This window comes from Candidatus Pantoea deserta (genome assembly GCF_003813865.1).
GTDB lineage: Bacteria > Pseudomonadota > Gammaproteobacteria > Enterobacterales > Enterobacteriaceae > Pantoea > Pantoea deserta.
The window spans coordinates 143,313-159,732 of sequence record NZ_RMVG01000003.1 but is presented as its reverse complement, the minus strand read 5'-3'; the positions used below and the strand labels follow the sequence as shown (position 1 = coordinate 159,732).

The 16,420-nt window shown below is 54.8% G+C and carries 19 protein-coding genes and 1 tRNA gene; 11 read left to right on the top strand and 9 right to left on the bottom strand.

Features of this window, described 5'->3' with window-relative positions:
- Positions 1-79: 79 nt before the first annotated feature.
- A complete protein-coding gene (locus tag BBB56_RS05835; protein ID WP_123799723.1) occupies positions 80-868 on the top strand; it encodes a mannosyl-3-phosphoglycerate phosphatase-related protein in 789 nt (262 codons plus the stop codon).
- A 32-nt stretch (positions 869-900) separates the two neighbouring features.
- Complete coding sequence (locus BBB56_RS05830; RefSeq protein WP_123799721.1) at positions 901-2,121, top strand: glycosyltransferase family protein; 1,221 nt, start codon at positions 901-903, stop codon at positions 2,119-2,121.
- Here BBB56_RS05830 and dgcQ read toward each other — a convergent pair.
- From dgcQ to BBB56_RS05805, 6 genes are all read right to left on the bottom strand, one after another.
- The gene (gene dgcQ / locus BBB56_RS05825) at positions 2,118-3,770 is read right to left on the bottom strand and encodes a cellulose biosynthesis regulator diguanylate cyclase DgcQ (protein WP_123799719.1); all 1,653 of its coding nucleotides are present in this window, start codon (positions 3,768-3,770) and stop codon (positions 2,118-2,120) included. The genes BBB56_RS05830 and dgcQ overlap by 4 nt on opposite strands.
- 109 nt (positions 3,771-3,879) lie before the next feature.
- Entirely contained in the window at positions 3,880-4,059 is a 180-nt protein-coding gene (locus BBB56_RS05820; protein ID WP_123799717.1) for a YodC family protein, read from the bottom strand.
- A 176-nt stretch (positions 4,060-4,235) separates the two neighbouring features.
- Positions 4,236-4,367 (bottom strand): hypothetical protein, encoded by a 132-nt coding sequence (locus tag BBB56_RS23910; protein WP_255420550.1) that lies wholly within the window; start codon positions 4,365-4,367, stop codon positions 4,236-4,238.
- 42 nt (positions 4,368-4,409) lie between these two features.
- Complete coding sequence (locus tag BBB56_RS05815; protein ID WP_123799715.1) at positions 4,410-5,321, bottom strand: DUF808 domain-containing protein; 912 nt, start codon at positions 5,319-5,321, stop codon at positions 4,410-4,412.
- Positions 5,322-5,331: 10 nt separating this feature from the next.
- Positions 5,332-5,604 carry a hypothetical protein gene (locus BBB56_RS05810; RefSeq protein ID WP_123799713.1) on the bottom strand — a complete coding sequence of 91 codons (273 nt, stop codon included), beginning with the start codon at positions 5,602-5,604 and terminating at the stop codon, positions 5,332-5,334.
- Between the two features lie 66 nt (positions 5,605-5,670).
- On the bottom strand, positions 5,671-6,147 hold the full coding sequence (locus BBB56_RS05805) for a very short patch repair endonuclease (RefSeq protein WP_123799711.1): 477 nt from the start codon (positions 6,145-6,147) through the stop codon (positions 5,671-5,673).
- A 166-nt stretch (positions 6,148-6,313) separates the two neighbouring features.
- Here BBB56_RS05805 and dcm point away from each other — a divergent pair, with 166 nt between their 5' ends.
- The gene (gene dcm / locus BBB56_RS05800; protein WP_123799709.1) at positions 6,314-7,708 is read left to right on the top strand and encodes a DNA (cytosine-5-)-methyltransferase; all 1,395 of its coding nucleotides are present in this window, start codon (positions 6,314-6,316) and stop codon (positions 7,706-7,708) included.
- Between the two features lie 115 nt (positions 7,709-7,823).
- Positions 7,824-9,416, top strand: coding sequence for a methyl-accepting chemotaxis protein (locus BBB56_RS05795; RefSeq protein WP_123799707.1), 1,593 nt, complete (start codon positions 7,824-7,826; stop codon positions 9,414-9,416).
- Between the two features lie 37 nt (positions 9,417-9,453).
- On the opposite strand, the gene BBB56_RS05790 is transcribed toward BBB56_RS05795, so the two are convergent.
- Both BBB56_RS05790 and BBB56_RS05785 read right to left on the bottom strand, forming a co-directional pair.
- Entirely contained in the window at positions 9,454-9,705 is a 252-nt protein-coding gene (locus BBB56_RS05790) for an Arc family DNA-binding protein (protein WP_123799705.1), read from the bottom strand.
- 78 nt (positions 9,706-9,783) lie between these two features.
- A complete protein-coding gene (locus tag BBB56_RS05785) occupies positions 9,784-10,482 on the bottom strand; it encodes a phosphohydrolase (protein ID WP_123799703.1) in 699 nt (232 codons plus the stop codon).
- A 604-nt stretch (positions 10,483-11,086) separates the two neighbouring features.
- On the opposite strand from BBB56_RS05785, the gene BBB56_RS05780 reads away from it, so the two are divergent.
- The 3 genes from BBB56_RS05780 (at position 11,087) to BBB56_RS05770 (ending at position 12,877) form a co-directional block, all read left to right on the top strand.
- A complete protein-coding gene (locus BBB56_RS05780; RefSeq protein WP_123799701.1) occupies positions 11,087-11,764 on the top strand; it encodes an ASCH domain-containing protein in 678 nt (225 codons plus the stop codon).
- Positions 11,765-11,921: 157 nt separating this feature from the next.
- Positions 11,922-12,698: a DgsA anti-repressor MtfA gene (gene mtfA, locus BBB56_RS05775; RefSeq protein WP_123799699.1), complete on the top strand. Its 777-nt coding sequence runs from the start codon at positions 11,922-11,924 to the stop codon at positions 12,696-12,698.
- 103 nt (positions 12,699-12,801) lie between these two features.
- Positions 12,802-12,877 (top strand) — tRNA-Asn (locus BBB56_RS05770).
- Positions 12,878-13,204: 327 nt separating this feature from the next.
- On the opposite strand, the gene BBB56_RS05765 is transcribed toward BBB56_RS05770, so the two are convergent.
- Positions 13,205-13,678, bottom strand: a complete 474-nt coding sequence (locus BBB56_RS05765) for an Lrp/AsnC family transcriptional regulator (protein WP_123799697.1) — start codon at positions 13,676-13,678, stop codon at positions 13,205-13,207.
- Between the two features lie 163 nt (positions 13,679-13,841).
- On the opposite strand from BBB56_RS05765, the gene BBB56_RS05760 reads away from it, so the two are divergent.
- The 4 genes from BBB56_RS05760 to BBB56_RS05740 all read left to right on the top strand — a co-directional run bounded on the left by BBB56_RS05760 (position 13,842) and on the right by BBB56_RS05740 (position 16,415).
- Positions 13,842-14,078, top strand: a complete 237-nt coding sequence (locus BBB56_RS05760) for a Dabb family protein (RefSeq protein WP_370661849.1) — start codon at positions 13,842-13,844, stop codon at positions 14,076-14,078.
- 149 nt (positions 14,079-14,227) lie between these two features.
- A complete protein-coding gene (locus BBB56_RS05755; RefSeq protein ID WP_123799695.1) occupies positions 14,228-14,650 on the top strand; it encodes a DUF2000 domain-containing protein in 423 nt (140 codons plus the stop codon).
- Positions 14,651-14,780: 130 nt separating this feature from the next.
- The gene (locus BBB56_RS05745) at positions 14,781-15,752 is read left to right on the top strand and encodes an ornithine cyclodeaminase family protein (protein ID WP_123799693.1); all 972 of its coding nucleotides are present in this window, start codon (positions 14,781-14,783) and stop codon (positions 15,750-15,752) included.
- A 36-nt stretch (positions 15,753-15,788) separates the two neighbouring features.
- On the top strand, positions 15,789-16,415 hold the full coding sequence (locus BBB56_RS05740) for a LysE family translocator (protein ID WP_123799691.1): 627 nt from the start codon (positions 15,789-15,791) through the stop codon (positions 16,413-16,415).
- The last annotated feature ends 5 nt before the right edge of the window (positions 16,416-16,420 follow it).

Below are 16,420 nucleotides of genomic sequence, written 5' to 3'. Positions count from 1 at the left end.
CCGTCGGCGAAAAGAAGGCGCAAACGGGCTTCAACTATCATACTGAAAATCCGCCAGTTAATGTCGTCAGGAGACCGTTATGCCGAGTTTGCAACAGCCGCTGTTAATCGTCACCGATCTGGACGGCTCCCTGCTCGATCATCATACCTACCGCTGGGATGCCGCCGCTGACTGGCTGGCCGAGCTACAGCGGCATCAGGTGCCGGTGGTGCTCTGCTCCAGTAAAACGGCCGCAGAGATCGTGCCGCTACAAAAACGGCTTGGACTGACAGGACTCCCTTTTATTGCTGAAAACGGCGCGGTTGTGCAGATGTCGGCGCAACGGCGAGTGCGCATTCCGTCTGACAGTCCCGACTATGACGCGCTCTGCCAGTCGCTCAGCGAGTTACAGCGCCGCTTTCGCTTTCAGGGCTTCTGCGATTTTAGCGATCCCCAGGTAGCGGCAATGACCGGGCTTAGCGAAAGCGAATCGGCGCTGGCGCGTCAGCGCGAAGCCTCAGAGGTGATTGTCTGGCGTGATGAAGAGGAGAAGCTGGAGGCGTTTCGCAACGCCCTGGCGCAGCAGCGGCTACAGCTGACGCAGGGCGGTCGTTTCTGGCACGTCATGCCTGCGGGGAGCGGTAAAGGCGAAGCCCTGAGCTGGCTGCTCGGCCAGTACGACAATGCTCCTGTCACCATCGGCCTCGGCGATGGCCCGAACGATGCGCCGATGCTTGATGCGGTGCAGCATGCCGTGGTGATTAAAGGCTACAGCAAAACGCCGGTAAGGCTGACAAGAGAGGATACGCAGCAGGTCTACCATACGGCGCACTATGGTCCGGAAGGCTGGAAAGAAGGCCTCGACTATTTTCTGACCCAACACCATTAAGCCGCACCCACCGTTTATAAAAGGATAGCGCGATGAGTGATTTTTATCAGAATGGCGTGATTACCAATTTTCACAACTTAACCAATCGCAGCGTAGAGTCGCTGGAAAAAGAGATGGTGCGCTTCGCGCGAAAACGCAAGATGGGTCTGATTTTGCCGTCGCTCTTTTCAGAGCTGGAAGGCCCCGCCCTGAGTCATATTGTCGATGAGCTGGCGAAAGTGCCCTATCTGGATGAGATCGTTATCGGTCTGGATCGCGCCGACCGCGATCAGTTTCTCTATGCGCGCGAATTTTTCTCGCGCCTGCCGCAGCGCCATCGCATTTTATGGAATGACGGCCCGCGCCTGAAAGCCATTGACGCCGAGCTGGATAAAGAGGGCCTGTCGCCCTCCCAGCCTGGTAAAGGCCGTAATGTCTGGTTCTGTACCGGCTTTACGCTGGCGTCCGATCGCACCCAGTGCGTGGCGCTGCATGACTGCGACATCGTGACCTATGAACGCGGCATGCTGGCTCGCCTGCTTTATCCGCTGGCCAATCCGGCGTTTCAGTATGAATTTTGCAAAGGCTTTTACGCGCGCGTGGCGGATGGCAAGCTTAATGGCCGCGTGGGTCGCCTGCTGGTCGGCCCGCTGCTGCGCTCGCTGCAAAAGGTCTATGGCCATTCAGAGTATCTTGATTACCTCTCCAGCTTCCGCTATCCCCTGTCGGGTGAGTTTGCAATGCGCACCCATGTACTGAACGGCATAAAAATTCCCGGCGACTGGGGACTGGAGATCGGCGTGCTGTCAGAGATCTATCGCAACTACACCACGCGGCAGACCTGCCAGGTAGAAATTGCGCACAATTACGACCACAAACATCAGCCGCTGGCGGAGGATGACGGTACGGGCGGCCTGAAGCGCATGAGCAGCGACATCGTCCAGTCCCTGCTGCGCAAGCTGGCTACTATGGGGGTGCCGATGACCAGCGATTCGTTCCGGGTACTGAAGGCGACCTACTACCGCAACGCGCTGGACATGATGGAGATCTACAACCACGAAGCCGCGATGAACGGGCTGAAGTTCGACCAGCATATTGAAGAGGCGGCGGTAGAGATGTTTACGCAGTCGATCCTGGAAGCGGGTCAGGCGTTTATTGAACGCCCTAACGACAAGCCCTTTATTCCAAGCTGGAGCCGCGTGCAGTCGGCTTTCCCTGATATTCTGCAACGCATCTATCAGGCGGTGGAGGAAGATAACGACGGCAAGGTTTAATCACTGGCCACCACGCGATTACGGCCCCGGCTTTTCGCCAGATAAAGTCGGCGGTCCGCCTCCGCCTGCAAGTTCTGCGCACGATAGTCCCCCTGCTCTTCGCTGTTTGCTACGCCAGCGGAGAGCGTCACGCCGAATACCCCGTCAGGGCTGACCTCAATGATCTCCGCGCCAAGACGCTGGCGTATACGTTCCGCCACCTGCTCTGCGTCCGCCAGCGTGGTTTCCGGCAGCACAACGCAAAACTCTTCGCCCCCGACGCGTCCGGCAAGGTCGTTTTTACGCAGCGTCTGCGCAATGATCGCCGCAACGCGCGTTAATGCCGCATCGCCCGCCTGATGTCCCCAGCTGTCGTTTACCGCTTTAAAGTGATCGATATCCAGCTGAATGACCGCCAGCGGCGCATTCAGCTGCCGGCAGCGCGCCGCTTGCGCCTCAAAACGTTCAAAAAAAGCGCTGCGGTTAAGCAACTGCGTCAGACCATCATAGCTGGCGCGCCAGGCCAGCGTGGCGGAGAGATCGCTTAAGCGGGTGACCAGACGAATAACCACCTGATGCGCCAGCAGCAATAGCAGGACAAACAGCAGCCACATGCTTAACATAAACAGGGTGGCGCGTCCTAAATCCTGCCGTAGCCCTTGCGTCAGCGTTTGCTGATTCAGCAGATAGCCATCGACATTCCTCAGCTTGCTCCAGCTAATAAACTGATGCTCCAGCCGTAGCGAACCCTGCGGCTGACGGGCCATTTGCGCGCTCAGCAGTCGCTGCGCCTGCTGGCTTAGCGCTTTGCTGTCTGCCGCATCAAGCGACGCAATCGGCCGTTGCATGTTATCCAGCAGCACCACGCTGCCCTGTAAGGCGCTGTGACGCATTCTGTTCAGCAGCGCGTCAATACGCTGTCGGGTAAAATCCATCGACAGCACGCCATACCAGTAGCCATCGTTAAACACCGCCGTGCTGGCCGTCAGCATCGCGCCCTCGCGCTCTGCGCCCTGATAAACACCAGACCAGCGCAGCTGTTTAGCATCGTCCGCGGTTGCCTGCATGGCCCGAAACCACGGGCGCGATACCATAGTGGCGTAGCTGGCGGCCAGGGTTGAAAGGTCATGCGGCGGGCGCGAGCTGATAAAAAAACCAGCGCGAGAGGTGTACCAGAAGCGCGTATGGAAATCGGTGTCCGGATCGCTGAACTGCAAAATAAAACTAAACTCCATGGCCGCTCGCAGCTCAGCGTCCATCCGGGCCGCGTCTCGCTGTAGCAGGCTGTCGTGCGTCAGCCAGCTATCGCTGACGCCGTTGATCGGCATACTGCGCGACATATTGAGGCGCAGTTGCCAGGCGGGCTGAGAACGCAGCTGCTGAAATTCAAGCAGCGCCCGGCGACCGTGGTCGGCATCAAGCGGGTGCGCCAGCGCGTAGTTGAACATGCGGCGGTAATAGATCATGCCGTCGATGCTCTCCTGAAACTGACTCTCCAGCCCGTTTTGCATATCCACCAGCGCGGCGCGCTGTCGGTCTTCATAGTTGATTTTGAGGGTGTGCAGCTCACGCCAGGTGAGAAATGAAGAGAAAAGGAAGACCGCTAAAAAGACGAGATGAATACGCAGCGCAGGACGTAATGTCCGGACAGAGAGCGGCAAAACAGCCATCAGCGACGATGCTCCGGATAACTAAGATCTGGCGAGTATAGCAGGCGTACCGAGGGAAAAACTGCGTGAAGTCACGGGGGATGGGCAAAGCATCCCCGTTACGGCGAACTTAGCTGGCGAGTGGCGTCTCAGCATGGAAATGGCTCAGCTCATCCTGATGATATGCCTCGCGACGCACGGCATAACCGTCATACCAGCGACACTCCACCATTCCGCTGGCATAGCCGGTGACGACCATAGCCGGTCCACCCTCTTTGTGCCGAACTTCATCACTGATCATAAAAACCATGTTGCGTCCTCCTTTTGACCGTTATCAGAACCTTTTTATCTATAGCAGCCATCCGGACTTCTTGCTCGTAAAGACGGGCAAAAAAATGCAAATTCAGAATAAAGCAGTAAGAAATGTTGAAAATAAAAAAAGCGGATAAAATTTATTATCCGCTTTTAACATTTTTCAGGCCTGAATCAGATTTTGCAGCCTTCGCAGTCATCTTCATCGCCCGCGTCGTCAGGCACTTCATTGACCTTTTCCGCCGCTTTGGCTTCGGCCTGCTCCAGCTGGGCGTCAATATCAAATTCAAACATATCGTCGTTCATGGCGTCTTTTCTCCTGACTTTACCTCGTATCGCAGTGCTGCTTTATACCGATTTACCGCGCAGTTTAGCAATCAGATTCACCACCAACAGCACAATCGACCCAACGATAAAGCCGAGCACCAGGCTGGCGCCGTTGCTGAGCAGGCTGGCCACCAGCCCGCTCATATTGCCGGTAATCTGTTCAATCAGATGATGCAGCGGGGCCAGGCCATGAACGATAATCCCGCCGCCGACCAGAAACATCGCCAGCGTGCCGACCACTGACAGAATCTTCATCAGCCAGGGCGCAAAACCCAGCAAAAATCGCCCGACGCCCTGCGCGACGGCGGAAGATTTATCCTTGAGCCAGTAGCCCAGATCGTCAAGTTTCACGATGGCGGCAACGATGCCATACACGCCGATGGTGACCAGAATGGCGATACCGGCGAGGATCAACACCTGGTTTAACAACGGCGCCTCAGAAACGATGCCGAGGGTAATAGCGACGATTTCAGCAGAGAGAATAAAGTCAGTGCGCACCGCGCCCTTGACCTTGTTCTTCTCGAACTCGCGCGGGTCCTGCTGCGCCAGTTTATTCAGCCGCTGCTGGCGCGCTTCAGGACTCTTTTCCTGCTTGTCATGTTGCAGGCTGTGCAGCACTTTTTCGACCCCTTCATAGCAGAGGTAAGCGCCGCCCAGCATCAGCAGCGGCGTAATCAGCCAGGGCGCGAAAGCGGAAATCAGCAGCGCCAGCGGCACCAGAATCAGTTTATTGAGAAAAGAGCCTTTGGCGACGCCCCATACCACCGGCAGCTCACGATTGGCCTTAACCCCTGTCACCTGCTGGGCATTCAGCGACAAATCGTCGCCCAGGACGCCCGCCGTTTTTTTTGCCGCCACTTTTCCCATGACGGAAATATCATCCAGAAGCGTTGCAATATCATCGAGTAACGTTAGTAAGCTGGTTCCTGCCAAAATGTCTTCCTTATTCCGGTTCGTTATGTTGACAACAGGGACAGCGCTCCAGCGTCGCAGCCGTTATTTCCGCGATGCCGTCGCAATCCCACTCTACGCGAACAGCGCCGGTCAGCTCGCCTGCATGCAGATATTTACTGACCGGGCTTTCCGTCATGCCGGTTATCTCTTCCGTCGCGACCAGGGTATCGCCAACATAGACGCGCGCCGTGGCATGCGAGTTGACCATACGCTCATCGCGCAGCTGATAAAGTCGTTTAACCGTTAGTTTGATACTGTTCATGCCGAACTCCCGATCGCGAAGGAAGGCGAAATCTAACCCGTTATAGCCCGCCAGGGCAAGCCAGCCTTAACGCGGCCGGTAATGCTGAATACCGTTATGATCGATTTCCGCGCTTTGATCCATCGCCAGCAGCCACTCCTCCAGCCGCTCCTGCAAATCGCTGTCGCTGAGCCGCAGCTTATTGCGCAGCGCGCACTCCCAGATAATCAGCACCTTCCAGCCGCTCTCCTGAAGCTGACGCACATAGCGATTATCGCGCTCAACGTTGCTGTTGATTTTACCGGTCCAGAACTCGGTGCGCGTCGCCGGGACTTTGAAAAGATAGCAGTGATGATGATGCCAGAAACAGCCGTGCACAAAGATAATCGCCTGCTGATCCAGCAGCACGAAATCGGGGCGGCCCGGTAAGTTTTTATCCTGTACGCGATAGGCAAAGCCGCGATCTTTCAGCAGTTGCGCGACGCGCAGTTCAATCGCGGTATCCTGCTGGCGTATAGCCCGCATATTCTTGCTGCGCGTCGCGCTGGAATGTACATCCGCCATGGCGTCTCCTTTTTGCCCTTTCTATCAACTTTAGCCTGACTCAACGAAAGCGAAAGCTTCCGCTGCGCTTGTTGTCTTTCCTTAAGCAGCCTGAAGGCATCGCCCGCCAATTTCTTCGACGCCTCAGGAGTGTTAGCATAGCCCCTTCACTGTTAAGGAAAAAAGCATGCTTGCCGATGACGCCACCGCACCAGCGGAACCCGCCGCTTCTCCTCTCTCTCCCGATAGCGCTACCGCCGATCTGATGCGCCAGGTGCTGGCCATCTACGCTGCGCGTGACTTAGCAGCCAGGTTTCATGAGGCGGGATTTCGCGACTGGACGCCGCAGCAGCTCACGCGTTTGCGCCAGAATAAAAGCGCCCTGCCGCCGCTGAGTGAGAGAGAATTAACGCTGCTGCGTAGCCTGCTGCCTGCCCGTCCCGCTCATTACGATTGCCCGCAGTTCCGCTTTATTGACCTGTTTGCCGGCATTGGCGGTATTCGCCGCGGCTTTGACGCCATTGGCGGCAAGTGCGTATTTACCAGCGAATGGAACAAAGAAGCGGTGCGCACCTATAAGGCGAATCACTACAGCGATCCGCAGGAACATCGTTTTAATACCGACATCCGGCTTATTACCCAGCCGGCGGGCCTGCATGACGAAGCAGATATCTATCGCCACATTGATGCGGAAATTCCCGATCATCAGGTGTTGCTGGCCGGTTTCCCCTGCCAGCCTTTCTCGCTGGCGGGCGTCAGCAAAAAGAATGCGCTGGGCCGCGCCCACGGTTTTGAGTGCGAAGCGCAGGGCACGCTGTTTTTCGACGTTGCGCGCATTATCGCCGCGAAAAAACCGCCGATATTTGTGCTGGAGAACGTCAAGAACCTTAAAAGCCACGATAAAGGGCGCACTTTCGCCATTATTATGGCTACGCTGGATGAGCTGGGATATGACGTGGCCGATGCCGCGACCGACGCGCCGGACGCAAAAATTATCGACGCGCGTCACTTTCTGCCGCAGCATCGCGAACGTATTGTGCTGGTGGGTATTCGCCGCGACTACGCTTTTAGCCAGTCCTTCTCCCTGCGCGACATCCGTCGGCTCTACCCGACAGCGGTGCCGAGCCTGCAAAGCCTGCTGGACCCAGCGCCAGAGGAAAAATATATTCTCTCCGCCCAGCTGTGGCGTTACCTCTACGACTACGCCAGAAAACACAAGGCCAAAGGCAACGGCTTTGGTTTTGGCCTCAACGATCCGCGACAGGCAGACGTCTGCGTGCGCACCCTGTCCGCACGCTATTACAAAGACGGTTCGGAAATCCTTATCGATCGCGGCTGGGATGCCGCGCTGGGCGAAGCGGACTTCAGCAACGCTGACAATATGGCGCGGCGTCCACGCCGGTTGTCGCCGCGCGAGTGCGCCCGTCTGATGGGCTTTGAAGCGCCGGGCGAGCACCGTTTTCGCATCCCTGTTTCCGATACCCAGGCATACAAACAGTTTGGTAATTCAGTCGTGGTGCCAGTTTTCGCCGCGGTAGCACAATTGCTGCTTCCCCTGATCAAGCAGCTAAATCAACCATAACAGCGCCAGGGTTTAGCTTAGAAAGGCGCATTGTGCTGTTTTTCGGCACAGGCGCCTGCTGTCACATCGTTGTCACGCAACCGGCGAATACTCGCTTTTATTTTTGGGTTGCGCTATGTCCGCTTTCACGCTTTTTTCACGCCGCCTCTCTCTTCCTCGCCTGCCGCTTCCCGGCTGGCTCGGCAGCCTGCGCGGCAATTTTATGCTGTTTGTGGTTCTTTTTTGCCTGTTGCAGTCGTCAGGCATGGCCTTACTTACCGCGCAGGTCAGAGACACGCAGCACGCGCTCAGACAGTCCGCCTCGCTGCGGGAAAGACTGGCACTGCTCGACAAGGCGCGAATTGAGCTGTTAACCGCCAGCGATAACAGCCACCGCGCTGGACTCTATTTAATGCAGGATCAGCAGAGCGGCTCGGTAGACAGCTGGAAAAGTCTGGCGGACAGCGCCAGCACCTCGCTGCAACAGGCTAAAACCCTGTTTGCCCGCTATCAGGCCGAGGAGAACAGCCCGCTGGCGCAAGGCTTTACGCTGCTGTCTCAGGGCCTGGAGGAGCAGCTAAAAGGGCTGAAGGCTAACCAAATCGACGCCTTTTTTATGGTCCCGATGCAGGCTTATCAGCAGCAGTTTAATGACGCCTGGTTTAGCGACATTCAGGCAGCCAATACCCGACTCGATGCGGCCAGCCGCACCACGTTAGCAGCCATGACCCACAGCCGTAACCTGTCGCTGATCGTCAGCGCGCTGCTGTTTATGCTGCTGCTGATCGGCGGCGTGCTGCTGACGCGCGGCGTGATTGCACCGCTGCGCAGCGCCAGCCGCCAGCTACAGCAGATCGCGACTGGCGACCTGCTGACCTCGCCCCCAGCCGTGCGCGCGCAGTCGCAGGAGACTCAACAGCTGTTTAGCGCCATCGCGGAGATGCGCCAGGGCCTGCGCCATATCGTTCAGGAGATCAACCTGATCGCCGCCAGTGTCGCGGCGGGCGCAGGCGAGATGCAGCAGCACAATGCTCGCGTCAGCGAGCAGCATCGGTCGCAGAACGCCAGTTTTACCCATTTGTCACAGCGGCTGCGTCGGGTAGCGGAAGAGATGGAAACCGGCGCGCAGGTCTCGCGCGAGGCAACGCAGCAGGCGCATGACGCCGACACGCTGATGCAGCAATGCGTCTCGCGGGTAGACGAAATGGAAGCGCAGATGCGTCAGATTGTCACGGCCTCAGGCGATATTGCCGGGATTGTCGATATGCTGGAGAATCTGTCGCTGCAAACCCGCCTGCTGGCGATAAACGCGGCGATTGAGTCTGCTCACGCCGGGACTTACGGCCGCAGTTTTGCCGTGGTGGCGAAAGAGATCGGCATGCTTTCCGGCCAGAGTAGCGGTTCAACGCAGCGCATTGAGCGTCTGATTCAGCACACGCAGCAGCATGTTACGCAGGGCTTTGATAAGGTCAAAATGCTGGAGGCGCTGTTTCAAACCATTAGCAGCGCAGTGAGCGCGATTGCGGGCCAGCTGGAGAGTCTCCAGCTGAACGCGACGGCGCAAAGCGGCCGCGTTACCGCTGTCGCCGCCGAAATTCATAAACTGGATGAAGCGCTTCACTCCAGCGCGCACCTGAGCATAGAGCAGCAGCGCGCGGCGGATGCGTTACAGCAGCAGGCGGCGCGGCTGGCGCAGAGCGTGCGGCAGTTTCACACTGGACCTCTCTGACCCGCCATAAAAAACCCGTCTTGCGACGGGTTCTTGCTTATTTCTTTTTCTTGCTCTGCTTCTTGAGCAGAGCGCGAAGCTGTTTGACTTCATCCGCCGAGAAGGCGTTCGATGCGGCTTCTACCGTATCCTGATTGTCTATCTCCGCTGCGGTAGGCGGCAGCAGACTCTCCTGCAGTCGCTGAACAATCTCCTGGCTCATTGAGATCTGATTATCCAGCGCCCGTTGTTTGATCTGCTCCTTCAGCGCCGGATTAATTTTGATCGTCAGATTTACCGTCTCAGTCATTCCATTACTCCCTTCGTTATTTTTCCACAACGTAGCGGAAGTAACCGTCGTTTAACATACTGTCATAAAAATTTAATATTAGGCGCGCAGCTGGCTAAAGTCGCGCAGTACCGCCTCGTCAAAACTGGTGAGGTTGCCCTGAAGCTCCGCGCAGAGCTTCGCCATATAGCGCACCAGAAAGTCAGCATTGTGCTGCGCCAGCGCTCTGCCGGTCTCGGTTTGCATGGTTTCCGGCAGCCGCAGCAACTTCTTCTGGAAATGGTCGAGCGTCCAGTTAACGTCGTTCAGTTCGCGCATTTTGCCAAGCGGGTCCTCATTGTCGAACAGCGGACGGTTAAGCGCCCCGGCGGTGTAAAAGACGCGAGCCAGGCCGATCGCGCCCAGCGACTCCAGTCGGTCGGCGTCCTGCACGATTTTTGCCTCAAGCGTTTCAGGCGTAATGGCTGCGCTAAAACTGTGGGCTTTTACCGCATGGGCCACCGCCGGGATCAGCGAGGCAGGAAAATCCGGGAAATCCTGCTTCAGGATGCGCGCGGTCTCTTTTGCGGCATAGGTTGAGGCAAGATGACGTTCAGGGTGATTTTTAGGCAGGTTAACCACATCGTGAAAGTAGCAGGCCGTGAGGATCACCAGCGGGCTGGCATCGCTGCCTGCCATAATGCGCTGTGCGCTCATCCAGACGCGGCGCAGGTGAGCAATATCATGCGCTTTATCATCGTGGACCCAGTTAATTTGAAACCAGCTTTCGAAGCGCGTTTGCCAGAGTGAGAGCGACATGGCTTATCTCCCTGTTAAGGTTTGGGTACGGTGTTTACGTCAGACCGTACGCAGTGGGACGTCATCTTACCGACTGGCCGATGACAAATTTTTGACACAGGGTGGTTTGACTGCGCTGTGATAAGACCGTCTCAGCAATACAATGAGAGCGGAATCGAGTTATAACGCTAATTCAAGGGATTTCCCAGCATTTAACAAAATTTCAGCATTTCCCCATATTAATTACCTTAAGCGAATCTTATTAATATCTCTGACCACATGGTGGCTACAGACCCGCACGGCTTTCACCCTGTGCGGGGGAATTTTTTATCCCCAAATGGCACATTTCTGCTTTGTGAAGGTGAAAAAATCTGAAAAGGTTTTCAATACGGCCGATATAACGTACTGTATCCGGGCTATACCAGGTAAGGGACCACTTTATAGACTCGGTCTGGTGCGGTTTTTGCATTTTCGCTTTTCATAACGAAAAACTTGCCGCGTTGCCCCAGCAGTAAGGCGACAAATTATTAAGCAGATTGATGTAAAACCACCAAGCCTGAGCGCAGGCGTAAGACGGCGGTTTCACGCGTGTCAACCGGGTTCTATGTATATTCAGAGGTAATCAATGAAAGAACGGCCGATTCTTTTTTCCGAACAGCGGGTTCGCGCCCTGTTGGTTGGCCAGCAAACCCAGACCCGACGCATTATGAAAACGCAGGCTTTTGGCCCAGGTCAGGATCATCATGAAGGCGTACATGCTTTTGACGTCAACGCTAACCATCTGCACGGTTACAAATTAATGTCGATGGCTGACATCAGCCAGCACTGTCCCTATGGCAAGCCGGGCGATATTTTATGGGTGCGCGAAACATGGCGCGGTCCCATCGTGCCGGAAAGCGATCTGGCAGAGTATGAGCGCGATCCCGTCCCCTTCCGTTTGCCGCAGTTTTGTCAGTACCGCGCCGATAATAATGAACTGGGACATCACGCTCAGGGCGGGCTGGAAGCCGATCAGTTTGGCTGGCAGACCGCGATTCACATGCCGCGCTGGGCGAGCCGGATCAATCTGCAAATCACAGCCGTGCGGGCGGAGAAAATTCAGGACATCAGTGAAGATGACATTATGGCGGAAGGGGTGCAGACTGATTCCCACTTCCTGAATAATTTCTTCACTATGAACATGAATGCGGAGTCGCCAAAAGAGGCCTATCGCAAAGCCTGGCAAAAGCAGTACGGCGCCACCAGCTGGGAAGTGAATCCCTGGGTCTGGGTGATTGAATTTGCGCGCGTGGAGCGCGAATAAGTTCGCTTTGCGGGTTGAATCACAGACAAATTGCATGCTAAGCGGTTGAATAGATAGCTTTCATCCCTGTAGCGAAATCTCGTGCCAGCGCCCCTGCGGATGCTGGCATTTTTTCTGGCTTCAGGATAGCGCGGATAATTCATCAGCGAGTACAGCGATGTTCAAATGGCCGTGGAAAAACGATAACCGCACTGCTGTCGCCGATTTGCCCTGGCAGCAGGGGCTGGCAAAACCGGTGTTTAGCTGGCTGGATGAAGAGGAACAGCAGGCGCTGATTGCGATGGCGCAGCGTTTTCTTCAGCAGAAAAAGCTGGTGCCGCTACAGGATGTCGAACTCGATGCGCTGCGCAGCGTACGCATCGCCCTGCTGTTTTGCCTGCCAGTGCTCAAACTGGGTCTGGAATGGCTGGATGGTTTTCACGATGTGCTGATTTACCCGGAACCGTTTAAGGTTGCCGACAGCTGGGAAGATGAGCAGGGTCTGGTTCATCATGCTGCCGCCATCCATGCGGGCCAGAGCTGGACGCAGGGACCCATTGTGCTGAACCTGCTTGACCTCCAGGATGCTTTCGACCTGTCCGGCTATAACCTGGTTATCCATGAAGTGGCGCACAAGCTGGACGCGCGCGGTCGCGGCTATACCAGCGGTATTCCCGTGATGCCGCTGCGCGACGTCGCGCAGTGGGAAAAAGACCTGCGGACGACAATGGACGAGATTGAAAACGAGGTCGAGCTGGTCGGCGAGCAGGCGGCGACCATCGATCCCTATGCCGCCAGCGACCCGGCCGAATGCTTTGCCGTTTTGTCCGAATACTTTTTTACCGCGCCGCAGCTGCTGGCGGAACGCTTCCCGGCGATGTATCGCCACTTAAGCCAGTTTTATCGACAGCATCCGCTACCGCGTTTTGCGCAAAATTCGCCCTACCCCGCTTAATCCGCGATCGCTTTGCTGCAAAGCTAGCCAGTTGAATGCTAATGTGTTTTTTGCTGTTGACACCCCGGCGCGCTGCCATTAATATGCGCCCCATCGAAACGATTCCTCTGTAGTTCAGTCGGTAGAACGGCGGACTGTTAATCCGTATGTCACTGGTTCGAGTCCAGTCAGAGGAGCCATATTTAGAGAAGCCCGCTCAGGGAAACCTGAGCGGGCTTTTTGTTTTCATGGCGGTTGCGAATGCTGATGTGAATCAGATTTCAGGCGGTAGTGTGAAACAATTTCCCGATGCGTTTATCGTTTACTTTCTGCATCGGGGAAGTCTGGTAAGCAGGTTTAGGGTTATGATGGCTTGATGAGGGCATAATCCGCATATCTCTCTTACCTACGCCAAATCCGTAGCTGCAAACCATCCAAAACACGCTGCAAGATTTCCGCTTCCAAAGGTGTGTATCTTTTAGCTAATTCAGAGCCTCCTGGTCCTGAACTATCCCGGCAGCCCCAGCCTACTCAGAGAGTTTCTTTACAGGATAAGTGACGAGTGGTTTGATCTCTTTAAGCACAAACATACTCTGCATCTCTTTAATTCCTGGCAGTCTGCGGATCACTGACATGGCAAAATCAGCATAGTAGTCCAAATCCGACGCCACGACCTGTAGCAGAAAGTCGGCATCACCGCCGATGCTATAGCAGGCAACTACATCCTCCAGCGCGGTCACCTCTTCTTCAAATTTCCTGGCCTCCGCTTCACTATGGCTGTCAATGGCGACCCGAATGAACACCATTACACCCAGACCGATTTTTTTACGATCGAGAACAGCCCGATAGCCCTGAATCACTTCATCTTCTTCGAGCTTGCGTACTTTGCGCCAGCAAGGAGAGGCTGAAATGTTTATCTTCTCCGCCAGTTCCTGATTAGTTACACGCGCATCGTCTTGTAAAATCTTGAGGATTTTCATATCTGTCGGACCAAGCGCCATATGGGGAAACTCCTTTCTCTGTAGGGGCGGCAAGAGGTAGTTTTTACCCAAAATTCAGCATTTAGTAAATGATATAGGTAACATTTTTCCATTTCGCTGCTGCATAATAAATTCGCCTTTTTAATGAATCATCTCAAGCAGCATAAGGAGAAAACTCAATCTTATGTTAATGCATATCGTCACTTTTACTTTCAGGAACTCATGGAGCTGGGCATCCCTGGAAGCCATCAATGCAGAAAGAGCAACGCGAGCCCATCCAAATCACATTGGTGAAATAAAAGGATGGAGCTGCGGCAGAAACACCACAAAGCGAGATATAGCCGCAGATTTCGTCGTGATTAGCCTGTTCGAAAACCGTAAAGATCTTGATTCTTATATTACCCACCCTGATCACCAGTAAGGCGTCGCAAAATGGCGATCTATCACAGACTGGAAAGTTGTAGATATTGAGCTGCCCAGTGACTTTACGCTGAACAGTGGTTTGCTCTCTGTATTAAATGACCTGCCCAACGCCCGTTGAGAAAATTTGTGTAGAGTTGAGGATGAAAGATGAAATTTGACGCAAGCCAACATCGCTGTACGATTATTATTGATAAAGACCTTCCAGCCGGTCTTGCTATGAATGCGGCAAGCGTTATTGGCATTAGCTTTGGACGCACCGTAGAAAATCTTGTTGGCCCAGATATGCAAAGCCTTGATGATGTCAATTACCCAGGGGTGATTTACGCTCCGCTTCCTGTTTTGCTGGCTTCAGGTGAATATCTGCGGGAAATACAGGCCAGTGCTGAAAGTGATGATGATATTTATGCTATGCCTTTTAGCGCGCTGGCACAGTCATGCAGAACCTATGAAGAGTATGGTGAAAAAATATCCTCAGTAAAAAGTAATAATATTGAGCTGGTAGCGATTGGAATCATTGGTCCTAAAAAGAAAGTTACAAAGATGACCGGGAATCTCCCGCTCTATAAATGATCCAGGGTAAATAATTTCTGAGCCAACGGTAGCGCAGAAAACGATGTCAACGCTGCTCAATAGCATCGCGCAGACGCAGATTGAGCCTCAGTTTCAGCTCGCGTCCACGCAATAAAGACGGATATTCGCCATGCAATTCATTAGTCGTAAGCAGGTTGAGCAGGCTTTATCTCCGCTGAAATGTCTACAGTTGAGCCGGGACGCTTTTATCCTGGTGAGCCGGGGAAAAGTTAAACAGACGCTGCGCAGCGTTATCGCTTCCGGGAAAGGCTCTCTGATGGGCACGATGCCCGCCTGTATTGAAGAAGGGCCCTATGCTGGGTTTGGCCTAAAAACGGTCAAGGTAGATTTCAGCCACAGCGACAGGCATACGTCTCATGAAGGTTGCATTCTGCTTTATGATGCTTCCGATAAGGGCGATATAGTCCTTGTTGATGCAGCCTCAGTAACGGAATTACGTACTGCGGCTGCCTCTGCGCTGGCAACGGAGATGCTGGCTGCGCAAAATGCCAGCCATCTTGCTGTGCTGGGCACGGGGGTCCAGGCCAGAAAACACGTGCAGATGATGATGGCAGTTCGCCCGCTCCGGCATATTTCCGTCTGGGGAAGAAGCGCAGCAAGCGCGTCGGTATTTGCAGACTGGTGTCGGCAGCACTCAGGACTCCCCGTCACAGTCGCGATGACGCCCGCTCAGGCCATCTCGGATGCGGACATCATCTGTACCGTAACGGCATCAAATGCGCCCTTTCTCAGCTCCCGCGATCTGCCTGCTCATTGTCATATCAACGCCGTTGGCGCTTCAGCGCCCGGTTTTCAGGAAATAAGCCCTGACATCTATGCCGCGGCTGAGCTGTACGTTGATTCCAGAGAGTCCGTCTGGCATTCCTCCAGCTGTCTGCAACAGGCAAAACAACAGGGTTTTTTATCCCAGGACAATCCGGGAACGGAAACAGGAGAGTTGCTTACGTCAGAGATTCGTCCTACAGCACTTAAGCCCCGGAGAACCCTGTTTAAGTCCGTGGGGCTTGCCGTTCAGGATCTGGTCTTTGCCCGATCGGTCGTTGCCTGGAACAAGACATCGATGAACAACAACCCCGATTAACTTATCTTCCCGCATTTCATTTCGACAGGAATCATTATGTCAGGAACGGCTCAAATCATCTCTTACCTGGCTGCGCTCGGTTTAGCCGCCGCAATCCCTGGACCGGGTATGACCGCACTGGTCGCTCGTAGCGTAAGCAGTGGCGCGCTAACCGGCTTTACGATGCTGGCCGGACTCATTGTCGGCGATTTGATTTATTTATCTGTTGCGGTATTTGGTCTGGCGGTGATTGCTCATACTTACACCTCCGTCTTTACGCTGATTAACTGGGCTGCCGCCCTGTACTTATGCATGCTGGCATGGCAGTTCTGGCGTCACCGGCCGCAGGCCGTAAACATTGACCAGAAAGCGACAAAACGACAACTGGCATCTGCCTGGCTTTCAGGGTTAACCATCACGCTCGGCAACCCTAAAACCATCGCTTTCTATCTGGCGATACTGCCTCTTGTTATCTCTATGGATAATGTTTCATTACAGACATGGGGGGGAATGCTGGTGCCGCTTACCGTGCTGGTCCTTCTGAGCGTTGGCGCGGTTTTTATTCTCGCCGCGCTGAGAATACGCCACCTCCTTACCAGTGCAAAAGCGCAGCGACTCCTTTTCCGCTCGGCCGGATGTATTATGATGCTGGCCGCGTTTGGCATGGTGGCAAAGACGCTTTAGCGCTC

Bases quoted from the DNA above. Each gene is read 5' to 3' on its own strand.
- dcm (WP_123799709.1), top strand. From the start codon at position 6,314: ATGCTTGCCGATGACGCCACCGCACCAGCGGAACCCGCCGCTTCTCCT.
- BBB56_RS05755 (WP_123799695.1), top strand. From the start codon at position 14,228: ATGAAATTTGACGCAAGCCAACATCGCTGTACGATTATTATTGATAAA.
- BBB56_RS05740 (WP_123799691.1), top strand. From the start codon at position 15,789: ATGTCAGGAACGGCTCAAATCATCTCTTACCTGGCTGCGCTCGGTTTA.
- BBB56_RS05780 (WP_123799701.1), top strand. From the start codon at position 11,087: ATGAAAGAACGGCCGATTCTTTTTTCCGAACAGCGGGTTCGCGCCCTG.
- BBB56_RS05790 (WP_123799705.1), bottom strand. From the start codon at position 9,705: ATGACTGAGACGGTAAATCTGACGATCAAAATTAATCCGGCGCTGAAG.
- BBB56_RS05830 (WP_123799721.1), top strand. From the start codon at position 901: ATGAGTGATTTTTATCAGAATGGCGTGATTACCAATTTTCACAACTTA.
- BBB56_RS05745 (WP_123799693.1), top strand. From the start codon at position 14,781: ATGCAATTCATTAGTCGTAAGCAGGTTGAGCAGGCTTTATCTCCGCTG.
- BBB56_RS05795 (WP_123799707.1), top strand. From the start codon at position 7,824: ATGTCCGCTTTCACGCTTTTTTCACGCCGCCTCTCTCTTCCTCGCCTG.
- BBB56_RS05765 (WP_123799697.1), bottom strand. From the start codon at position 13,678: ATGGCGCTTGGTCCGACAGATATGAAAATCCTCAAGATTTTACAAGAC.
- BBB56_RS05835 (WP_123799723.1), top strand. From the start codon at position 80: ATGCCGAGTTTGCAACAGCCGCTGTTAATCGTCACCGATCTGGACGGC.
- BBB56_RS23910 (WP_255420550.1), bottom strand. From the start codon at position 4,367: ATGAACGACGATATGTTTGAATTTGATATTGACGCCCAGCTGGAGCAG.
- mtfA (WP_123799699.1), top strand. From the start codon at position 11,922: ATGTTCAAATGGCCGTGGAAAAACGATAACCGCACTGCTGTCGCCGAT.
- dgcQ (WP_123799719.1), bottom strand. From the start codon at position 3,770: ATGGCTGTTTTGCCGCTCTCTGTCCGGACATTACGTCCTGCGCTGCGT.
- BBB56_RS05810 (WP_123799713.1), bottom strand. From the start codon at position 5,604: ATGAACAGTATCAAACTAACGGTTAAACGACTTTATCAGCTGCGCGAT.
- BBB56_RS05785 (WP_123799703.1), bottom strand. From the start codon at position 10,482: ATGTCGCTCTCACTCTGGCAAACGCGCTTCGAAAGCTGGTTTCAAATT.
- BBB56_RS05820 (WP_123799717.1), bottom strand. From the start codon at position 4,059: ATGGTTTTTATGATCAGTGATGAAGTTCGGCACAAAGAGGGTGGACCG.
- BBB56_RS05805 (WP_123799711.1), bottom strand. From the start codon at position 6,147: ATGGCGGATGTACATTCCAGCGCGACGCGCAGCAAGAATATGCGGGCT.
- BBB56_RS05760 (WP_370661849.1), top strand. From the start codon at position 13,842: ATGTTAATGCATATCGTCACTTTTACTTTCAGGAACTCATGGAGCTGG.